11 protein-coding genes are annotated in these 15,137 nt (G+C 47.4%); all 11 read left to right on the forward strand.

Features of this window, described 5'->3' with window-relative positions; all coding sequences use genetic code 11:
* Positions 1 to 46 precede the first annotated feature (46 nt).
* Positions 47 to 808 carry an MlaE family ABC transporter permease gene (locus ACI4N7_RS05375; RefSeq protein WP_439732338.1) on the forward strand — a complete coding sequence of 254 codons (762 nt, stop codon included), beginning with the start codon at positions 47 to 49 and terminating at the stop codon, positions 806 to 808.
* Positions 809 to 816: 8 nt separating this feature from the next.
* Positions 817 to 1,578: an ABC transporter ATP-binding protein gene (locus ACI4N7_RS05380; RefSeq protein WP_439732339.1), complete on the forward strand. Its 762-nt coding sequence runs from the start codon at positions 817 to 819 to the stop codon at positions 1,576 to 1,578.
* The gene (locus tag ACI4N7_RS05385; protein WP_439732340.1) at positions 1,575 to 2,732 is read left to right on the forward strand and encodes an MlaD family protein; all 1,158 of its coding nucleotides are present in this window, start codon (positions 1,575 to 1,577) and stop codon (positions 2,730 to 2,732) included. Before ACI4N7_RS05380 ends, ACI4N7_RS05385 begins: the two co-directional genes overlap by 4 nt.
* A 29-nt stretch (positions 2,733 to 2,761) precedes the next feature.
* The gene (locus ACI4N7_RS05390; RefSeq protein ID WP_439732341.1) at positions 2,762 to 4,270 is read left to right on the forward strand and encodes a TolC family protein; all 1,509 of its coding nucleotides are present in this window, start codon (positions 2,762 to 2,764) and stop codon (positions 4,268 to 4,270) included.
* Between the two features lie 254 nt (positions 4,271 to 4,524).
* Positions 4,525 to 8,919 (forward strand): translocation/assembly module TamB domain-containing protein, encoded by a 4,395-nt coding sequence (locus tag ACI4N7_RS05395; RefSeq protein ID WP_439732342.1) that lies wholly within the window; start codon positions 4,525 to 4,527, stop codon positions 8,917 to 8,919.
* 9 nt (positions 8,920 to 8,928) lie between these two features.
* Positions 8,929 to 9,546: a sigma-70 family RNA polymerase sigma factor gene (locus tag ACI4N7_RS05400; RefSeq protein WP_439732343.1), complete on the forward strand. Its 618-nt coding sequence runs from the start codon at positions 8,929 to 8,931 to the stop codon at positions 9,544 to 9,546.
* A gap of 149 nt (positions 9,547 to 9,695) precedes the next feature.
* Positions 9,696 to 10,253 carry a hypothetical protein gene (locus ACI4N7_RS05405; protein ID WP_439732344.1) on the forward strand — a complete coding sequence of 186 codons (558 nt, stop codon included), beginning with the start codon at positions 9,696 to 9,698 and terminating at the stop codon, positions 10,251 to 10,253.
* A gap of 52 nt (positions 10,254 to 10,305) precedes the next feature.
* The gene (locus ACI4N7_RS05410) at positions 10,306 to 12,321 is read left to right on the forward strand and encodes a BamA/OMP85 family outer membrane protein (protein WP_439732345.1); all 2,016 of its coding nucleotides are present in this window, start codon (positions 10,306 to 10,308) and stop codon (positions 12,319 to 12,321) included.
* An 18-nt stretch (positions 12,322 to 12,339) separates the two neighbouring features.
* Positions 12,340 to 13,638 (forward strand): Tat pathway signal sequence, encoded by a 1,299-nt coding sequence (locus ACI4N7_RS05415; protein ID WP_439732346.1) that lies wholly within the window; start codon positions 12,340 to 12,342, stop codon positions 13,636 to 13,638.
* Between the two features lie 16 nt (positions 13,639 to 13,654).
* Positions 13,655 to 14,170 carry an OmpH family outer membrane protein gene (locus ACI4N7_RS05420; RefSeq protein WP_439732347.1) on the forward strand — a complete coding sequence of 172 codons (516 nt, stop codon included), beginning with the start codon at positions 13,655 to 13,657 and terminating at the stop codon, positions 14,168 to 14,170.
* A gap of 12 nt (positions 14,171 to 14,182) precedes the next feature.
* Positions 14,183 to 15,137 (forward strand): hypothetical protein (locus ACI4N7_RS05425; RefSeq protein WP_439732348.1); only part of this gene is annotated, 955 nt, incomplete at its 3' end.

Raw genomic sequence — 15,137 nt, forward strand, 5'->3', positions numbered from 1 at the left:
TTTCCGTTATGCAGATTGATGAAATTGTTTGAGAAAGGAGGAACCTATGGAATTTCTGGAATCGCTGGGACGGCAGACATTATCTATATTCCATCAGCTGGGTGCCGTTATTCTTCTTTTGGCGGCAGCGGTCAGGGAAATTTCAGCTATCCGGGGAAGAGAGACGGTCAGACAGTGCCTTTCTCTGGGGGTTCTTTCCTTTCCTATTGTGGCACTGACCCTTTTATTTACCGGCATGGTGCTTTCCGTACAGATTGCCGGGGAGTTGACAAAATACGGTGCTGATTTTACAGTAGGGGCTATTGTTGCAATCGGCATAGGCCGTGAACTGGGTCCTGTGCTCTGCGGTGTCGTTCTGGCCGGCAGAGTGGGGGCTGCTATTACAGCGGAAATCGGCACCATGCGGGTAACTGAACAGATTGACGCCCTTCGCTGCATGGCAGTGAGTCCGGTGGGATATCTGGTGGTACCCCGTCTGATTGCCTGTATGTGCATGCTGCCTCTTCTGGATGTGTTTGGCGTAGCTATCGGCGTAGGCGGAGGCATGATGGTAGCTTCCCTTTCCCATGGTGTTTCCTCCTATGTTTTCTTGCACTCCATCCATGTATACTGCGTACCGTCAGATCTTTATATCGGCGTATTTAAATCTGTAATTTTCGGAATGATTGTGGCATTGGTAGGCTGTGACAGGGGCATGACCTGTACTGCCGGTGCGGAAGGGGTCGGCAGAGCGACTACCCAGTCTGTAGTTTATTCCATTATCATGCTTTTTGCGGCCAATTATATTCTATCGTCTATTCTTTTCTGAGGAGCCTTATGATTTCTATCAGACATGTGTACCAGACTTTTGGTGACAGACAGATATTAAAGGATGTAAGCCTGACGGTCAGGGACGGAGAAACCATGGTGATTCTCGGCGCTTCCGGGTCAGGAAAATCAACACTGCTGAAACTGATTATCGGACTGCTGAGACCTACTTCCGGCGAAGTCCTGGTGAATGGAAAAGATATGGGCAGCCTCACTGAGGCGGAGCTGAACCGGGAAAGAAGGCATATGGGATTTGTTTTCCAGTATTCAGCTCTTTTTGATTCGATGAACGTAAAGGAAAATGTGGCTTTTGGTCTTCGTATGCATACAAAGCTTCCCGAGGAAGAAATAGACCGGATAGTGAAGGAAAAGCTTCACCTGGTCGGATTGGACGGCATTGAAAATCTTATGCCTTCCAGTTTGTCGGGCGGTATGAAGAAGAGAGTAAGCCTTGCAAGGGCCATTGCCCTGGAGCCGGAAATCATCCTTTATGATGAGCCTACTGCAGGCTTGGATCCTATTCGTTCGACTGATATCAGTCTTCTGATCCGGCATACACAGAAAGTGATGCATGCTACCAGCGTAGTGGTGACCCACGATTTGAAATCTGCCCAGATGATTGCAGATCGCATGGCTTTTCTATATAAAGGCTCTTTTTTGGCCATTGGCAGGCCAGAGGAGCTGTATCAGTCTCCTGATCCCAGGGTGCGGCAGTTTATGGAAGGACTGCCTTCAGATCCTGATTTTTCGAAAGAAGGTGATGCTCTTTGAAATGGTCTACAGAAGCTAAGGTTGGAGCTTTTTCGCTGTTAGGTATTATTCTTTTTGCTGCCATGATTATCCAGCTCAGTAATATGGTCATATTTGGTAAAAGCGGATTTCATGTAACCGGCTATTTCAAAGAAGCGGAAGGCATTGAACCGGGAAATCCTATTCATTATGCCGGTGTAGAAGTAGGCATGGTAGATAAGATTTCTGTGGAAAATGGGGAAGCTGTGCTGAGGCTGCGCTTTTATAAAGATGCCCAGGTGCCTAAGGATGCGGATTTTTCTATCCAAACCTCCAGTGTGATGGGTGGCCGCTTCGTTAAAGCCTCGGGCGGACATCAGGAGAGAGGATATCTTTCTGACGGCATGACAGTACAGGGGAAAGCTGCACCGGGGATTGACCAGGCCATGGATAAAATGGATAAACTGATCAATTCCGCCCAGACCATGCTGGATGGGATCAATACGGTAGTAGGGGATCCCGGGGCCCAGCGGAATGTAAAGAACAGTATCAGTAATTTTGATGCTGTATCCCAGAATCTGGCTATTCTTACCGCCCAGGGAATCCAGACCGCCAATGAAATCGAGGGGATTACCTCCCAGATCAACTCCATGCTTTACCAGCTTAACGGAGATGGCAAAACAGTGGATAATGCCAGACAGATTATGGATAATCTGGCAGTAGCTTCTGCCAATGCCAGAGAAATTTCAGGCAATGCAAAAGAGATTTCCGGTAAAATTAATGGTATAATGAATGGGCAGACCGATTTTGATGTATCTGTTTCGGGCGAATTGTTATATAATACTACAAAGGATGATTTTTCGCCGAATCTGTTTTTCCGCATAGGTAAAGGCACCTATGGACTCCTGGGGATTGAGTCGCTGACAAATGATCCTGTATATGATGCCGTATTTGGTAGGACGAGAGGGATTTACGGCTATCATGCAGGGATTGTCAGAAACAAGCTGGGCGCCGGTGTGGATTACGAGAAAAACCGGTGGAAATTCTCAGCAGACCTCTTCAATCCGGATGATCTGACCATGCGGATTCGCGGAAGTTATGCGCTGGATGACCATTTCTTCCTCACCGGACAATCCATCTTCCCCCACAGCAACAGGGGCGGCGGTGAATATATCGGCCTTGGATACAACTATTAATAGACACCTGTCTAGAAGGGATGAAATTTATGAATAAATATACCTACCGTATTTTGGCAGCTTCCATTGTTATGGCACTTTCTTTCGGGGTGGGTGCTCAGGCAAAAGGATCGGACACCCGTGTAACTACAGATCCGTCCATTACGGAAAAAGCTCTTGCCGCCCAGATGAAGCAGGTAAGTACCGATAAAAATGTAAATTTTAACAATATGCTCATGCAGAAGAACCTGGGGGATGCGCTGACCGATGTAGCTGGCCCGGAAGCATCTTCTCTGGATATCGACCTTCGCGGTGCTGTAGCTACGGCAATCAAGAATAACCGGGATATTACCATTGCAGATCTCCAGCGTAAAGAAGCTGAAGCAGATGTAAGCTCCGCTGCAGCTGCCAAGAATCCGCAGCTCTCTGATTCGTGGAGCTTTGCCAGAAATAAGTCGGGCACAACTTCTGCCTATTCTAATGGTTCACCGACAAATACCTACAGTAATGGTTTGAATGTGACCTGGCCTGTTTGGACATTTGGCAGACTGGAAGGGGCTATTGATGAAGCCCGGTATGCTAAAAACATTTCCGATCTGAACTACTACATGACAGAAGCAGACACGAAACTTTCTGCAGTAAAAGCTTATTATACTTATCTGGAAGATATTAAACTGGCCGAAGTACAGGCTATGTCTGTAGATGATTACGCCAATCATCTGAAAAATGTACAGCAGCAGTTTGATGCAGGCATTGTGGCCAAGCTGGATGTACTGACTTCCAATGTGTCTCTGGCCAATGCTAAACAGAGCAAAATAGCTGCTGACAATGCAAGGGACATTGCAGAAGCAAATCTGAATAATATCATGCGCATTCCCATGAACACAAAGCTGAATCCCCTGGATAAAGATTTTCCGGAACCGGCTTTTGACATTACCATGGATCAGGCTATTGCCATGGCCCAGAAGTACCGCTGGGAACTGATTCAGGCTGATTACCAGGTAAAATCAGCCAATGCTGCTCTTCGGGCAGCCAAGGCTGGTTATGCGCCTACTATTTCTGTCAACGGCGGGTATAACTGGCAGGATACGGATTTTCCCGGATTCCAGCATAAGGGATGGAGTACCGGTGCGGGGCTGAGCTGGTCCCTCTGGGATGGAGGCGCCACACAGGCAGCTGTCAAGAAGGCTAATGCAGCATTGAAAGTGGCCCAGGAACAGCTTCTCCAGTCCCGGGAATCGGTTGAACTGGAAGTACGTCAGGACTACCTGAATATTCTTTCCTATAAGGAACAGATCCGTGCAACGGAAGCAGCAGTGGCTGAAGCAGAAGAAGCCTACAAGATTGCTGCTGTACGCTACAGCAGCGGCGTAGGCATCAACCTGGATGTACTGGATGCAGAACTGCAGCTCAATACAGCCAGAACCAACTATATCACCGCTCTTTATAACTACAACATCGGACTGGCTACCCTGGAACACGCCATGGGTATTCCGGCAGTCATTCATCCTGAATTTGCATCGCCTTTAAACAAGGCAGTTGAAGAAGCCGGAAAGTAAGACTGGAATAGGCAGTTAAATAATCAGATATCAGCAATCTGTCATGGGCTGCTTAGTTATTGTAGATCCTGTATTCTGACCGTTCTGTCATGAACTTTGTTTCATCATTATGAATAAAGCGAAGCGGAGTGGAGTGAAGAAATTCCCGGCTCTCTTGTCGGCGTCCTGACTGCAGCCGGAAACCAGGAATTTGGACGCTGGGAACTCAAAAAATAACAAACCAAACATAAATTCATCACATTGGAGAGATGACTTTGAATAGTAAAATTAAATGGTGGCTGAATGGCATAGCGGCATTTATTTTTGTGATGCTCTGTGCTGTTTACCTCCTGATCCGACCGATAATTGTACAGAACCTGGAACCGGTACTGGAAGACAAGCTGGGAGAAAGAATTAATGGCTCCATTTCCTGGCAGTCCTTAGACCTGGATCCCAGTCTCAATCTTTCATTTACTAAGCTGGAACTGAAAGATGAAAACGGGGTGGACGTGCTGACTACGCCCTCTTTAACGGTGGGATGGACTCTTTCATCTCTCTATAATTATCTGATTCGTGATGCCGGCGTGGCTTCTGTGGTCAAGGATGTTACAGTGGAGGAACCATCCCTCACCCTGTCCCAGAAAGCTGACGGTACCTGGAATGTAAGTACACTTCTTAAACCTTCCGATTCATCGGACAGCGGGGTATTTACCGGGCAGGTCATTATCTCTAACGGTTCGGCCAAAGTGAATACAACTGCGGCTGGTGAATTTGAACTGTCTTCTTTAAATGGTTCCTTTTCCTGGGATGAAAATTCCCGTATTCAGGGAGGACTGAAAGGGGTATTTCTTGACAGTGCATTCAGGAGTTCTTTGGATTACAAGGACAGCAGCCATATGGAGATCCGTGTGAATACAGATCCTCTGTCTTTGAAATCACTGCAGCCTCTGCTCGATGCTTTCCCACAGCTTCAGAATCAGTTGACTCTGGAAGATGGAACCGGAAAAGTAACGGAGGCTAAAATCTGGAAAAGTGATGGCGCCGTTGCTTACCGGGTAACCGGGTCTTTTAACCATGCTGCTCTTAGCTATGATAACTATGTTTTAGCTGACGGAGCAGCTTTTTTTCATATTGAAAACGGTATCATATCTCTTTCCCAGATTTCAGGTTTGGTTAATGGACAGAAAATCACCGGCGATCTCTCTGTGAATACCACGGCGGGCAGCCCCGTTTTTCAGGGAAATGCCTATCTTCATCAAGTGGATATAGGATCTCTTCTTCCGGATGAAGGAATTTCTGGCATGCTGGATGGAAATATTGACTTTGCAGGAACGACTGATGAACCTTCTGCTTCCGGTGCGCTGACCGGCGAAAATCTTTCCTATGAAGGATATGATGTAAAACGGGCGCAAGCTGTTTTTGCGTACCAGAATGAAAAATTAACAATTTCCCACCTGGAAGCCGACAGAGGAACTGGTCATGTGGAAGGCCGCGGGTCCTATGATGTGCAGAAAGGAGACTTCTCTGTAAACCTCCTGGCAGATCATGTCACTTTGGATGGACTTCCGCTTTCTACGCCTGTTACCGGTACGGTAAGCGGTTATGTGATGGCAGAAGGAAATTATCACAGCGGGTCTCTTTCCCTTGGAAAGGCATCTGCTTCGGTGGATGGAACCGGCCTCTCCTATGAGAATATGTCTACCGGCCAACTTTCCGGTTTTGGCAGCTATGATGGAAGCAACTGGCAGATCACGGCTTATGGCACTTCGCTGGCTTATGACGGAATGTCTCTGGACAGCCTATCTCTTTCTGCAGAAAATAAAAACGGCGTGATTACGGTTCCCTATATGTCCGGTGCCGGAGAGGAAGGATTCTTTACAGGCCATGGTTATTACAGCGACAATGGCATGAATTTTGATGTTGAAATTTCTGATTTAAATGTATCGCCTTTCTCGTCCCAGGCAGGAGTAGATCTGGCCGGCAGAGTTTGGGCGAAGGCCCATGTGACCGGTTCTTTGGATCAGCCGGAAGGAACAGCTGATTTCAGGGCAAAAGAAGGTCATGTAAAAAATGCAGCTTTTGATACGATTGAAGGACATGCGGTTCTTACAGGAGATCAGATTTCTATTTCTTCTCTTATCTGGGACGGCCCGTCAGGACATCATACGGTTACCGGCACGATTGGCACCGGCGCTCCTCATCCTATGAACCTTTCCGTGAAAACAGAAAAAGCCAGAATCGAAAGTCTTCTTTCACTGGCCGGTCTTGAATATCCTGTTACGGGATGGATTTCCAATGATCTCAGTCTTACCGGCTCTGTGGAAAATCCCGTTGTTTCCGGTGATTTCCATGCTTGGAGTGGATCTGTCATGGGCCAGCTTTTCCAGAGCGTTTCCGGCAAGTACAGTTACGATGGAAAAGATGTAACTTTGGAAAACTGTCTTGGCTACATTTATGACGGGACAGCTCTGGTAAACGGAAAAATTAAGGGAAATCAGCTGGAACTGGAGACATCTCTCACTGATATCAGCATAGAAAGGCTGCTTCCTGGAAAAGGGATTGAAGGGACGCTTTCTCTCCTGGGCCATGTAAAAGGAACGACGGACAGTCCTGTATTTGATGGCATGGCCTCCACCAGAGAAATTACGGTTATGGGAAATACCATAAGGAATGTTTCCGCCGGTATTCATTACAAGAACGGTTTAATTTCTCTGGACGAGGGCAGCTTCCGTCAGAAGCAGGGAACTTTTACCTGGAAGGGAAGCTATAATACCAATTCCGGAGCTTTGGACGGGTTCCTGCAGTTCAACAGCTGGAATATCAAAGATGTTATGAAATTCTTTGATAAAGATGTGGACGGCGTAGACGGCCAGGTGGAAGGAAGCATGCGTATCAGCGGTACTACTGATGCGCCGAATCTGAATTTTAATGCTCATGTACTGGGAGGTCATCTGGGCAGTGCCGTATTGGGAGAAGGAAAGATTGATTTTTCCTACATGAACGGCGCTCTTTCCATACGGGAATTTAATATTCCCATTGGTTCCGGTGTTCTGGCAGCCAAGGGATCCATGAACAGCCAGGGCGACCTTGATATTCAGGCCGCTGCTAAAGATATGGATGTTTCCTGGATTCCTCAGGTGCTGGGTAAAAAGGATATATCCATCGGCGGGAATCTGACCGCAGCGGTCATTCTTTCCGGGAATAAAAGTGCGCCTGTTGCCGATGTTTCCGTAGGGCTATCCAATCCCAGATACGGGGATATTACCTTTGATAATATGTCGCTCATGGCCAATGCAGCCAATAATGTAGTTACCATCCAGAATGCCCTGATTTCCAGAGGAAATTACAGAGCCAGCATGAAGGGGACTCTTCCGGGGAACCTGTTTACCGGAAGCAGGACTGATAAGGCAGTACCTCTGAATGTAGATGTTAACCTGGATGAAGCAGATATGAATATGCTGGCCATTTTCTTTAAACCGGTGACTGCTGCCAGTGGACCCATTCATGGCCATGTGACAGTAGCGGGCAGCTATGATAATCCTCTCCTTCTGGGCGGGATCACGGTGAAAGACGGTTCCCTGTCCCTTTTGACTATGAATGAAGCAATTCGTCCCATTAATATGAATCTTACCTTTTCCGGCAATGAATCCCATCTGGAAGGCAGTGCTTCCTTTGGCGGAGGAAGTCTTACAGTGAACGGGGATGTTGCATGGGATCATATGAAGATCGGAAACTACAAGGGGGAACTTCACATCCATACACCTTCCATTGATTCTTCCTATTACAAAGGAGCTCTGGATGGGGACTTTACTTTTGGAGAAGTGGAGCCTTTTGAAAAACCGGGTGTTTCAGGATCCCTGAAAGTTCAGAATGCAGTGGTGGATATTCCATTCTCTCTGCTTGGTGATTCCGGCGGTACATCTCTGGATATGCTCTCTAAAATTGATGTGAATATTGGGGATAATGTACGTCTTTACAACAGTGCACTCTATGACATGCTGGTAAAAGGAACTATCAGTGTACGGGGACCGGTTTCCACCCCCATTGTGAATGGCAGGGTCAATGTGGAAAAAGGAACGGTGAAAATCAATACCACCGAATTCAAAATGGATGATGCCAATGCCATCTGGACAGGGGAACCGGGGAATCTTCTTCCCGATATCCATGCCAAAGCTTTCACTAAGGTAGGTCATTATGCCGTTACGGCGGAATTGGAAGGACCTCCTGGAGATATGAAGACTACTTTCCACAGTGAGCCGGCTCTGAATGATACCCAGATTCTTATGCTCCTTACTCTTCATCAGAGTCCGGATTCAAAGGATAATAACGGTGCCATGGAAGGGGCCCTCTTCAATGCCGGCCTTACCATGCTCTTTGGCAACGGCATTCAGGATTTCCTGCAGGATAAGATCGGTTTGGACCAGATTTCTATTACTTCCAGTCTTACGGACTACTATGACAATGTAGATGACAACAATGACAACTACTATTACATTAAAATCGGAAAGTACATTTTCAATGATTTCATGCTCACTGCTACCATGGGAATGAACAATGATGAAAAGAGTATTGGCGCCCACTATGATTTAAACTCGCGGGTAGGCCTTTCTTCGTGGTATAATAGTAACCATGACAGTTATGTAGGGACAGACTGGAGTTTCAAATTCTAGGTGATATAGATGCTTGAAGAATACAAAGCTTTTCTTTCTACCCTGACTAAACTTTCACGGGAAGAGGAAGAAACACTGTGGAAACAGTATAAAGAAGAGGGGCTTCTGGAAGCCAGGCAGTCGCTGATTGAGCATTATCAGCCTCTGGTGTTCCGGGAAGCTATGAAATACGGGCTGCAGGAGGCAGTAACCCTGGATCTTATCCAGGAAGGAACGGTTGGCCTTATGGAGGCCGTCGAACATTTTGAGCCATCTCTGGGTGTGGCGTTTTCGCTCTATGCTCTTCACCGGGTGCGGGGCAGGATGCTGAATTTTCTCCGGAAAAATGGATCGGAAGTGCTTCTGGAAGACGGGGAGGAAGAAAAGGTATTCCTTTCTGAAGCTGTCCCTGATACGGCTTTTGAATCTGCTGATAAAAGCGTACTGAACCTGGCTGTAAGCCATGCCGTATCCCGCCTGCCCATGAAAGAGCAGGATGTGATCCGGAGGGTATACCTGAATGAACAGACTGCAGCGGAAACGGCGGATGCACTGGAAGTCAGTACGGCTTATGTGTACCGGCTGGAAAAGCGGGGTATTCGCCGACTTCGGGGCATGCTTTCCAAATTGATTCATGACAGGAAATAGTGTATTATAGGTAAAAATGAGCGATTGATTAAGGAATCTGACGATAATCGAAGGTTTATTGTTATTTACTGATGTTCATTTATACTTCTCCTTTATAGATTATAGAATAAAGGGGTCATCTTGATGATTTCCCCTGTCAGGGAGGTATTATGTCAGGAGATAAAGTAAAACGGGTACAGGCTGTGAGAAAATGGCTTGAAAAAGCAGAACATTCCTACAGCAGTCATAAAGAAATTACGGGAGAAATCAATCTGATCATGGCGCAGGCTGAGATGCAGCGCCTGAATGAAACTCATAAAAATTCTAAAGTCCGCCGCTGGATGATGCGGATCGGTGCCATGGGTGCTGCATTTGCCGTATTTCTTGGCATGAATGCTTTCTGGAGCCTTTTAGGGCCTTCAGCGGAAGAATCGGACAAACCGGTACAGCTGGTGATTAATGAAAAGCCGACACCGGAGAAACAGGAAGCGGAAGCTGCTGTTTCCCAGGAAGATGACAGCAGTATTTCCCAGACTGCTGCCGTACCGGAGAGAGAAGAGACAGCACCGGCGCCTGTTTATACAGCACCTGCGCCGGCACCTGTTTCCGAAAATCCACCTATGCGCTCAGAACAGGTGGTACGGTCTGCGCCGGCACCGGCTCTGTCAGACAGGGAAATTCAAAGTGTTGTTGGAGAAGCGGGCAGGGCCCTTCGCGGTCAGGCCTGACTCTGATATAATAAAAGAATATTCTATAACCCTATAAAAAGAGGAGGAATTTATGATTACATCTAAAAGCAGAAGAGTGGTACTCCTTTCAGCCGTTCTGCTTGCCCTTTCCGGGGTGAATGCGCTGGCAGATACTCCGGATATGGCAGGAAGCCAGGGAGGCATGTCCCAGAGTGCGATGATCAGTGTTAAAAACGGTCAGCAGGTGGGAGCTTCCGGGCAGATTACCGATGAAACAGGGAAGGAAGCTCAAGTGCCTTCCGTAGCTGTTCCACAGTCCCAGCAGCAGACTGTGGCTGTAGGCGATGCATCCCTGTACCTTTCCAAGGCTGATGATGAGGCTATTGAGGCACAGGTGGGCAAGACAATCACCTCTGTAGACTTCTCCGGTATTCCGGAAGAAGTTAAAACGAAACTTTCTCCTCTGGTGCAGAGCAAACCGGGCAGCCAGGTAACAGAAGAAGGAATCCGCAATGATGTGGCATCCCTGGGATCTACCGGCGTATTTTCCCAGATTACTCCATCCTTTGCTTCCGTACCGGAAGGGGTAGGCATTACCTACCAGCTAGCAGCGAATCCTGTGGTTCATGATGTAGCTTTTACGGGAAATACGGTATTTACCAGTGATTACCTGAAATCCGTCATGGATATTCCCCAGGACAGTGTATTGAACTTTGTCCTGGTGAACCAGAAACTGAAGCAGATTGAAGACCTGTATCTGAAACAGGGATATATGCTTGTTTCCATTCCTTCCGTCAATGTTTCTTCCGACGGCACCCTTCATGTAGACATTTCTGAAGGGGTGGTGGAAGACATCGTTCTTGTAGGTAATGATAAGACAAAAGACAAAGTCATTACCCGTGAGCTGAAGCTGAAGAAGGGCAAGCCTTTCAATAAATTCCAGGCCAGCCGCAGTATGGAACGTCTGTATAACCTTGGCTACTTCGAAGATGTAAACATGAAACTTCTTCCCGGCAAGGAGAATGAACATAACGTAATCATTGAAATCGATGTGATTGAACAGAAGACCGGTATCGTTACCGTAGGTGCAGGCTATTCCGATTCCGATGGTACTGTAGGAATTGTGGAACTGGGAGATACCAACTTCCGCGGTACCGGCGATAAGGTCAACTTCCACTGGGAATTCGGCGGCGCCGGTAATGGCAAGAACTACACCATTTCCTATACCCATCCCTGGATCAATGATAACGGCGATTCCCTGGGCGCATCTATTTTTAACCGTATTTATGAATACGATGATTATGATGCCAAGGGCCATGAAATTGCCGAATACGATAAGAGAAGAAAAGGCTGGAACCTTACCTGGGGTCATGTAACGGACGAATACAGGACAAACTATTTCAATTTCGAATCCTCTAAAGAGTCTTATGATGATCATGACGGATTTGACTGGCAGGGTCATGCAGAGAGTAAATTTGATGATTTTTCATCTTATGGTTATACATCAAGAGATGAAATGAAGAATGCCTGGAGAAAAGCTATCTTTGATAACTTCGGTACTACCAACAGCTTCACCTTCACCCATGTATTTGATAACCGTGATAACTACTTCAATGCCAGCAAGGGCCGGAGAATTTCCTTTGCTGCCCAGTGGGGCGGCCATGGCCTTGGCGGGGATTATGATTTCTACAAGTTTACCGCAGAAGGCAGATTCTACAAGAACCTGGGCAGCGGCCACATTTTGGCTCTCCGTCTTATGGGCGGCTACATTGACGGTGATGTTTCCTACGGCAACCTCTTCAGTCTGGGCGGATCCAACAGTCTCCGCGGCTACGAAGATGACCAGTTCAAAGGTAAGAAAATGTATGCCGGCACTTTGGAATACCGCTTCCCCATTGCCAAGAAAGTACAGGGCGTTGTCTTCACCGATGTGGGCAGTACCTGGAGTCTTGACTCTGGTAAGATCCCCTGGTATGAAGATGATGACTCCCTTAACTGGTCTGTGGGCGTAGGCCTTCGTCTCCAGACGCCGATCGGACCGATTCGTCTGGATTATGGCCATGGCGACCAGAATAAGTTCCACTTCAGCTTTGGTACCCAGTTCTGATTCATGGAGGAAGGATCCATGTTTTCTTCCTTACTGAAGCGGCGGATGATACGGGCAGGATTTCTTCTGCTCGTTTCTTCTTTTCTCCTGTCTACCCCGGCAGAAGCAGCGCCTATAGAAAAAGTGGATGTAGACCTTTCGGCCGCTGGCGGTGACCTTCCACCGGCGGTAGAAAAGCGAGTAGTTTCCAGTATTTCCTCCATAGGAAACAGAATTCTGGTGGGGAAAGAGGAAAATCTCTTTGCCCTGAACAGTGCTGAATACAACAAGGTGCTGGCGGATATAATCAACCGTGTAGTCATCGGCTATGTGGTACAGGATCTGACGGTAGACTATGGCAGGAATACGGCGATTCATGTATCTCTTCAGCCTGTAGGGCAGATTATCCGTCAGGTGGATACGGAAATCGACTACGGTGGGTTGACCCCGGAGGCGGCCCGCTACGTGGAACGAGATGCGGCCGATGTGCCAAGGCTTATGGATAATCTGCTGGTTGGTCTTCCTGTGGATTCCGTAGGCTGGGCAGAGAGTGTATCCCAGTCGGCGGGCCGGGATCTTTTAGCCCAGCTTCTTCCCGAGTTCCAGGCTAATTTTGAGGTGGAATCGGGAGAACATACAAAAGTCCGGATTTATCTTATCCCTCAGGGAAAAATCGTTCGTTCCAGCAGGCTTACTTTTGAAAAAACCACCATCCCCAGGCTCCTCATGCTTCGGGCAGCGGAAGAGACAGAAACAGCTCTTTCCCATCTCCAGGGCCTTCCGGTGGATTTTGTTACCCGTCACAGGGATATTATTGCTTCTGACATGAATGATATCCTGAAGAAGGACTCTTTCATTCAGAAGTACGGTATTGCCACTGACACGACTCTGATTTCCGGGGAAACAGCGGAGCTTCGGGTAAATGCCCTGACGGACCACTGGATTATCAGGACGGAAGTATGGCTCGATGCCGGACGGGATGGAAATAAGAACACAGCCGTAGAGGGCATGCTGGGCCATTATCTGGGGAAACATGATACGGTGTTCGGTGAAGCCCGTTTCTATCCCGGTCCCATGGACTGGAATGTGTATGGGGGATTTACCCATCAGTTTGGCTCTTTTATGGATATAGGCTATAAATATGATTTTGTAGATAATGCAAACCACATCTTCAGCGTGGTTCCCATAGGAGATAAGTTTGCCCTGCGGTATGACAGGGATTTTAGGAAAAAGGATAATGAATATGGATTTTCTTATAAAATTCATAATTACATCACCCTGGAATATGTGTATAATGATGAAGAAGGCAAATGGCTGAGACTCATTGCCAATTTATAAAGGAGTGGATTGCACTATGATGACAACTCTTGGTAACAAGAAGAATGTAAAGATTTTTTCCTTCGCTCTGGCGGGCGTATTTATTGCGTCGGTAGCGGTGATGGCTGTGGTATCTATGGGAGATACGGCTAATGCGGCTCCTTCTTCTGATATCGGCGTGGTAGATCAGAGAGAAGTTATTTCCTCCAATGGCCAGCTGGCACTGAATTACCAGCAGAAAATGAAGGAAACAGCTGATGAAATGCAGAAGGATTTTGATGCTAAATCCCAGGGCATGTCTGATGCAGACAAGGAAAAACTTTTCAATGATATGCAGCAGCAGTTCAATCAGAAGCGTACCGCTATTGAAAAAGATATGGAAGACCAGGTTACAGGAGCTGTGAAATCGGTAGCATCCAAAAAAGGTCTGTCCCTTGTAGTAGATAAATCCGCTGTTATTTACGGCGGTACCGATATTACCAAGGAAGTTACCGATGCGTTGAACAAGTCTGTTTCCGCATCCCAGTCTTCCGCTGCTTCCCAGAGCAAGTAAGGGAGGGGTTCCATGATGCTCGGAAGGCCGCTCCTTGCTGCCGCTGCTTCCGTGATGATTGCCTTTTCCCTGGTCCTGTCAGGCTGTGGGACAAAGAAAGAAGAAACTCCTCCGGCACCTGTCACCCGCTATGGTGTGGCAGACCTGGAAACCCTGGTGAAGGCGCATCCAAAGTACAGCACCTATTTCAAGCTGGAAACTGAATATAATCATCTGCTTTCCCAGTATCAGACAGAGAGGAATAAACTGATCGAAGTTTCTTCCCGCCAGCAGAAAATCAATGCGGCCCTGTCCGATACAGCCAGGCGTACAGCAGCGGAAAACGAGCTGAAAACGAAGGTTAAGGCGAAGGAAGATGAATTGAATGAAGGACTGCAGAAGCTCTACAGCGATATAGAGAAGAAGCATGCTTCCCAATCCCAATCCATGACCCTGGAAACCCTTACACCGGAGGAAAGAGCGGAAATGGCAAATCTCCAGATGAAGCTGACGGTTCTTGGGGTGACAGGAGAAGAGAAGGAGCAGGTCAAGGAAGAACTTCATAAGCTCATGGAACTTCGTACATCCAGAGAAAAAGCGGATATGGCCGGCTGGACAGAGGATGAGATGAAGGAAATGACTGATGCCAAAGCCAAGGCACAGTCTGAACTGGAAACATATTCCAACAGTACGGCGGAAGAAATCCGCAGCCGTCTGGAAAGTGAAGGACAGGCGGATATTGAGCAGGCTGAGGAAAGTTTCGCGGAAAATCACCAGGAATGGGATGCAGACTGGCAGTCCCGCATTGATAATAAACAGAAGCAGATGGCGGAAGTCAAAAAGGAAATCATGGCAGATATTGAACAGGAAGCAGCAAGGCTGGCTTCGGAAAAAAATCTGGATATGATTTTCTCCAAGTACAAAGCCAATATCAGTGCTGAAGATGTGACCGGCGATCTTGCGGGCCGGATAGTCAATATACAGAAAT

This window comes from Dialister sp., assembly GCF_051885895.1.
Classification (GTDB): Bacteria; Bacillota; Negativicutes; order Veillonellales; family Dialisteraceae; genus Dialister.

Bases quoted from the DNA above. Each gene is read 5' to 3' on its own strand.
- ACI4N7_RS05400 (WP_439732343.1), top strand. From the start codon at position 8,929: ATGCTTGAAGAATACAAAGCTTTTCTTTCTACCCTGACTAAACTTTCA.
- ACI4N7_RS05375 (WP_439732338.1), top strand. From the start codon at position 47: ATGGAATTTCTGGAATCGCTGGGACGGCAGACATTATCTATATTCCAT.
- ACI4N7_RS05380 (WP_439732339.1), top strand. From the start codon at position 817: ATGATTTCTATCAGACATGTGTACCAGACTTTTGGTGACAGACAGATA.
- ACI4N7_RS05390 (WP_439732341.1), top strand. From the start codon at position 2,762: ATGAATAAATATACCTACCGTATTTTGGCAGCTTCCATTGTTATGGCA.
- ACI4N7_RS05420 (WP_439732347.1), top strand. From the start codon at position 13,655: ATGATGACAACTCTTGGTAACAAGAAGAATGTAAAGATTTTTTCCTTC.
- ACI4N7_RS05405 (WP_439732344.1), top strand. From the start codon at position 9,696: ATGTCAGGAGATAAAGTAAAACGGGTACAGGCTGTGAGAAAATGGCTT.
- ACI4N7_RS05410 (WP_439732345.1), top strand. From the start codon at position 10,306: ATGATTACATCTAAAAGCAGAAGAGTGGTACTCCTTTCAGCCGTTCTG.
- ACI4N7_RS05415 (WP_439732346.1), top strand. From the start codon at position 12,340: ATGTTTTCTTCCTTACTGAAGCGGCGGATGATACGGGCAGGATTTCTT.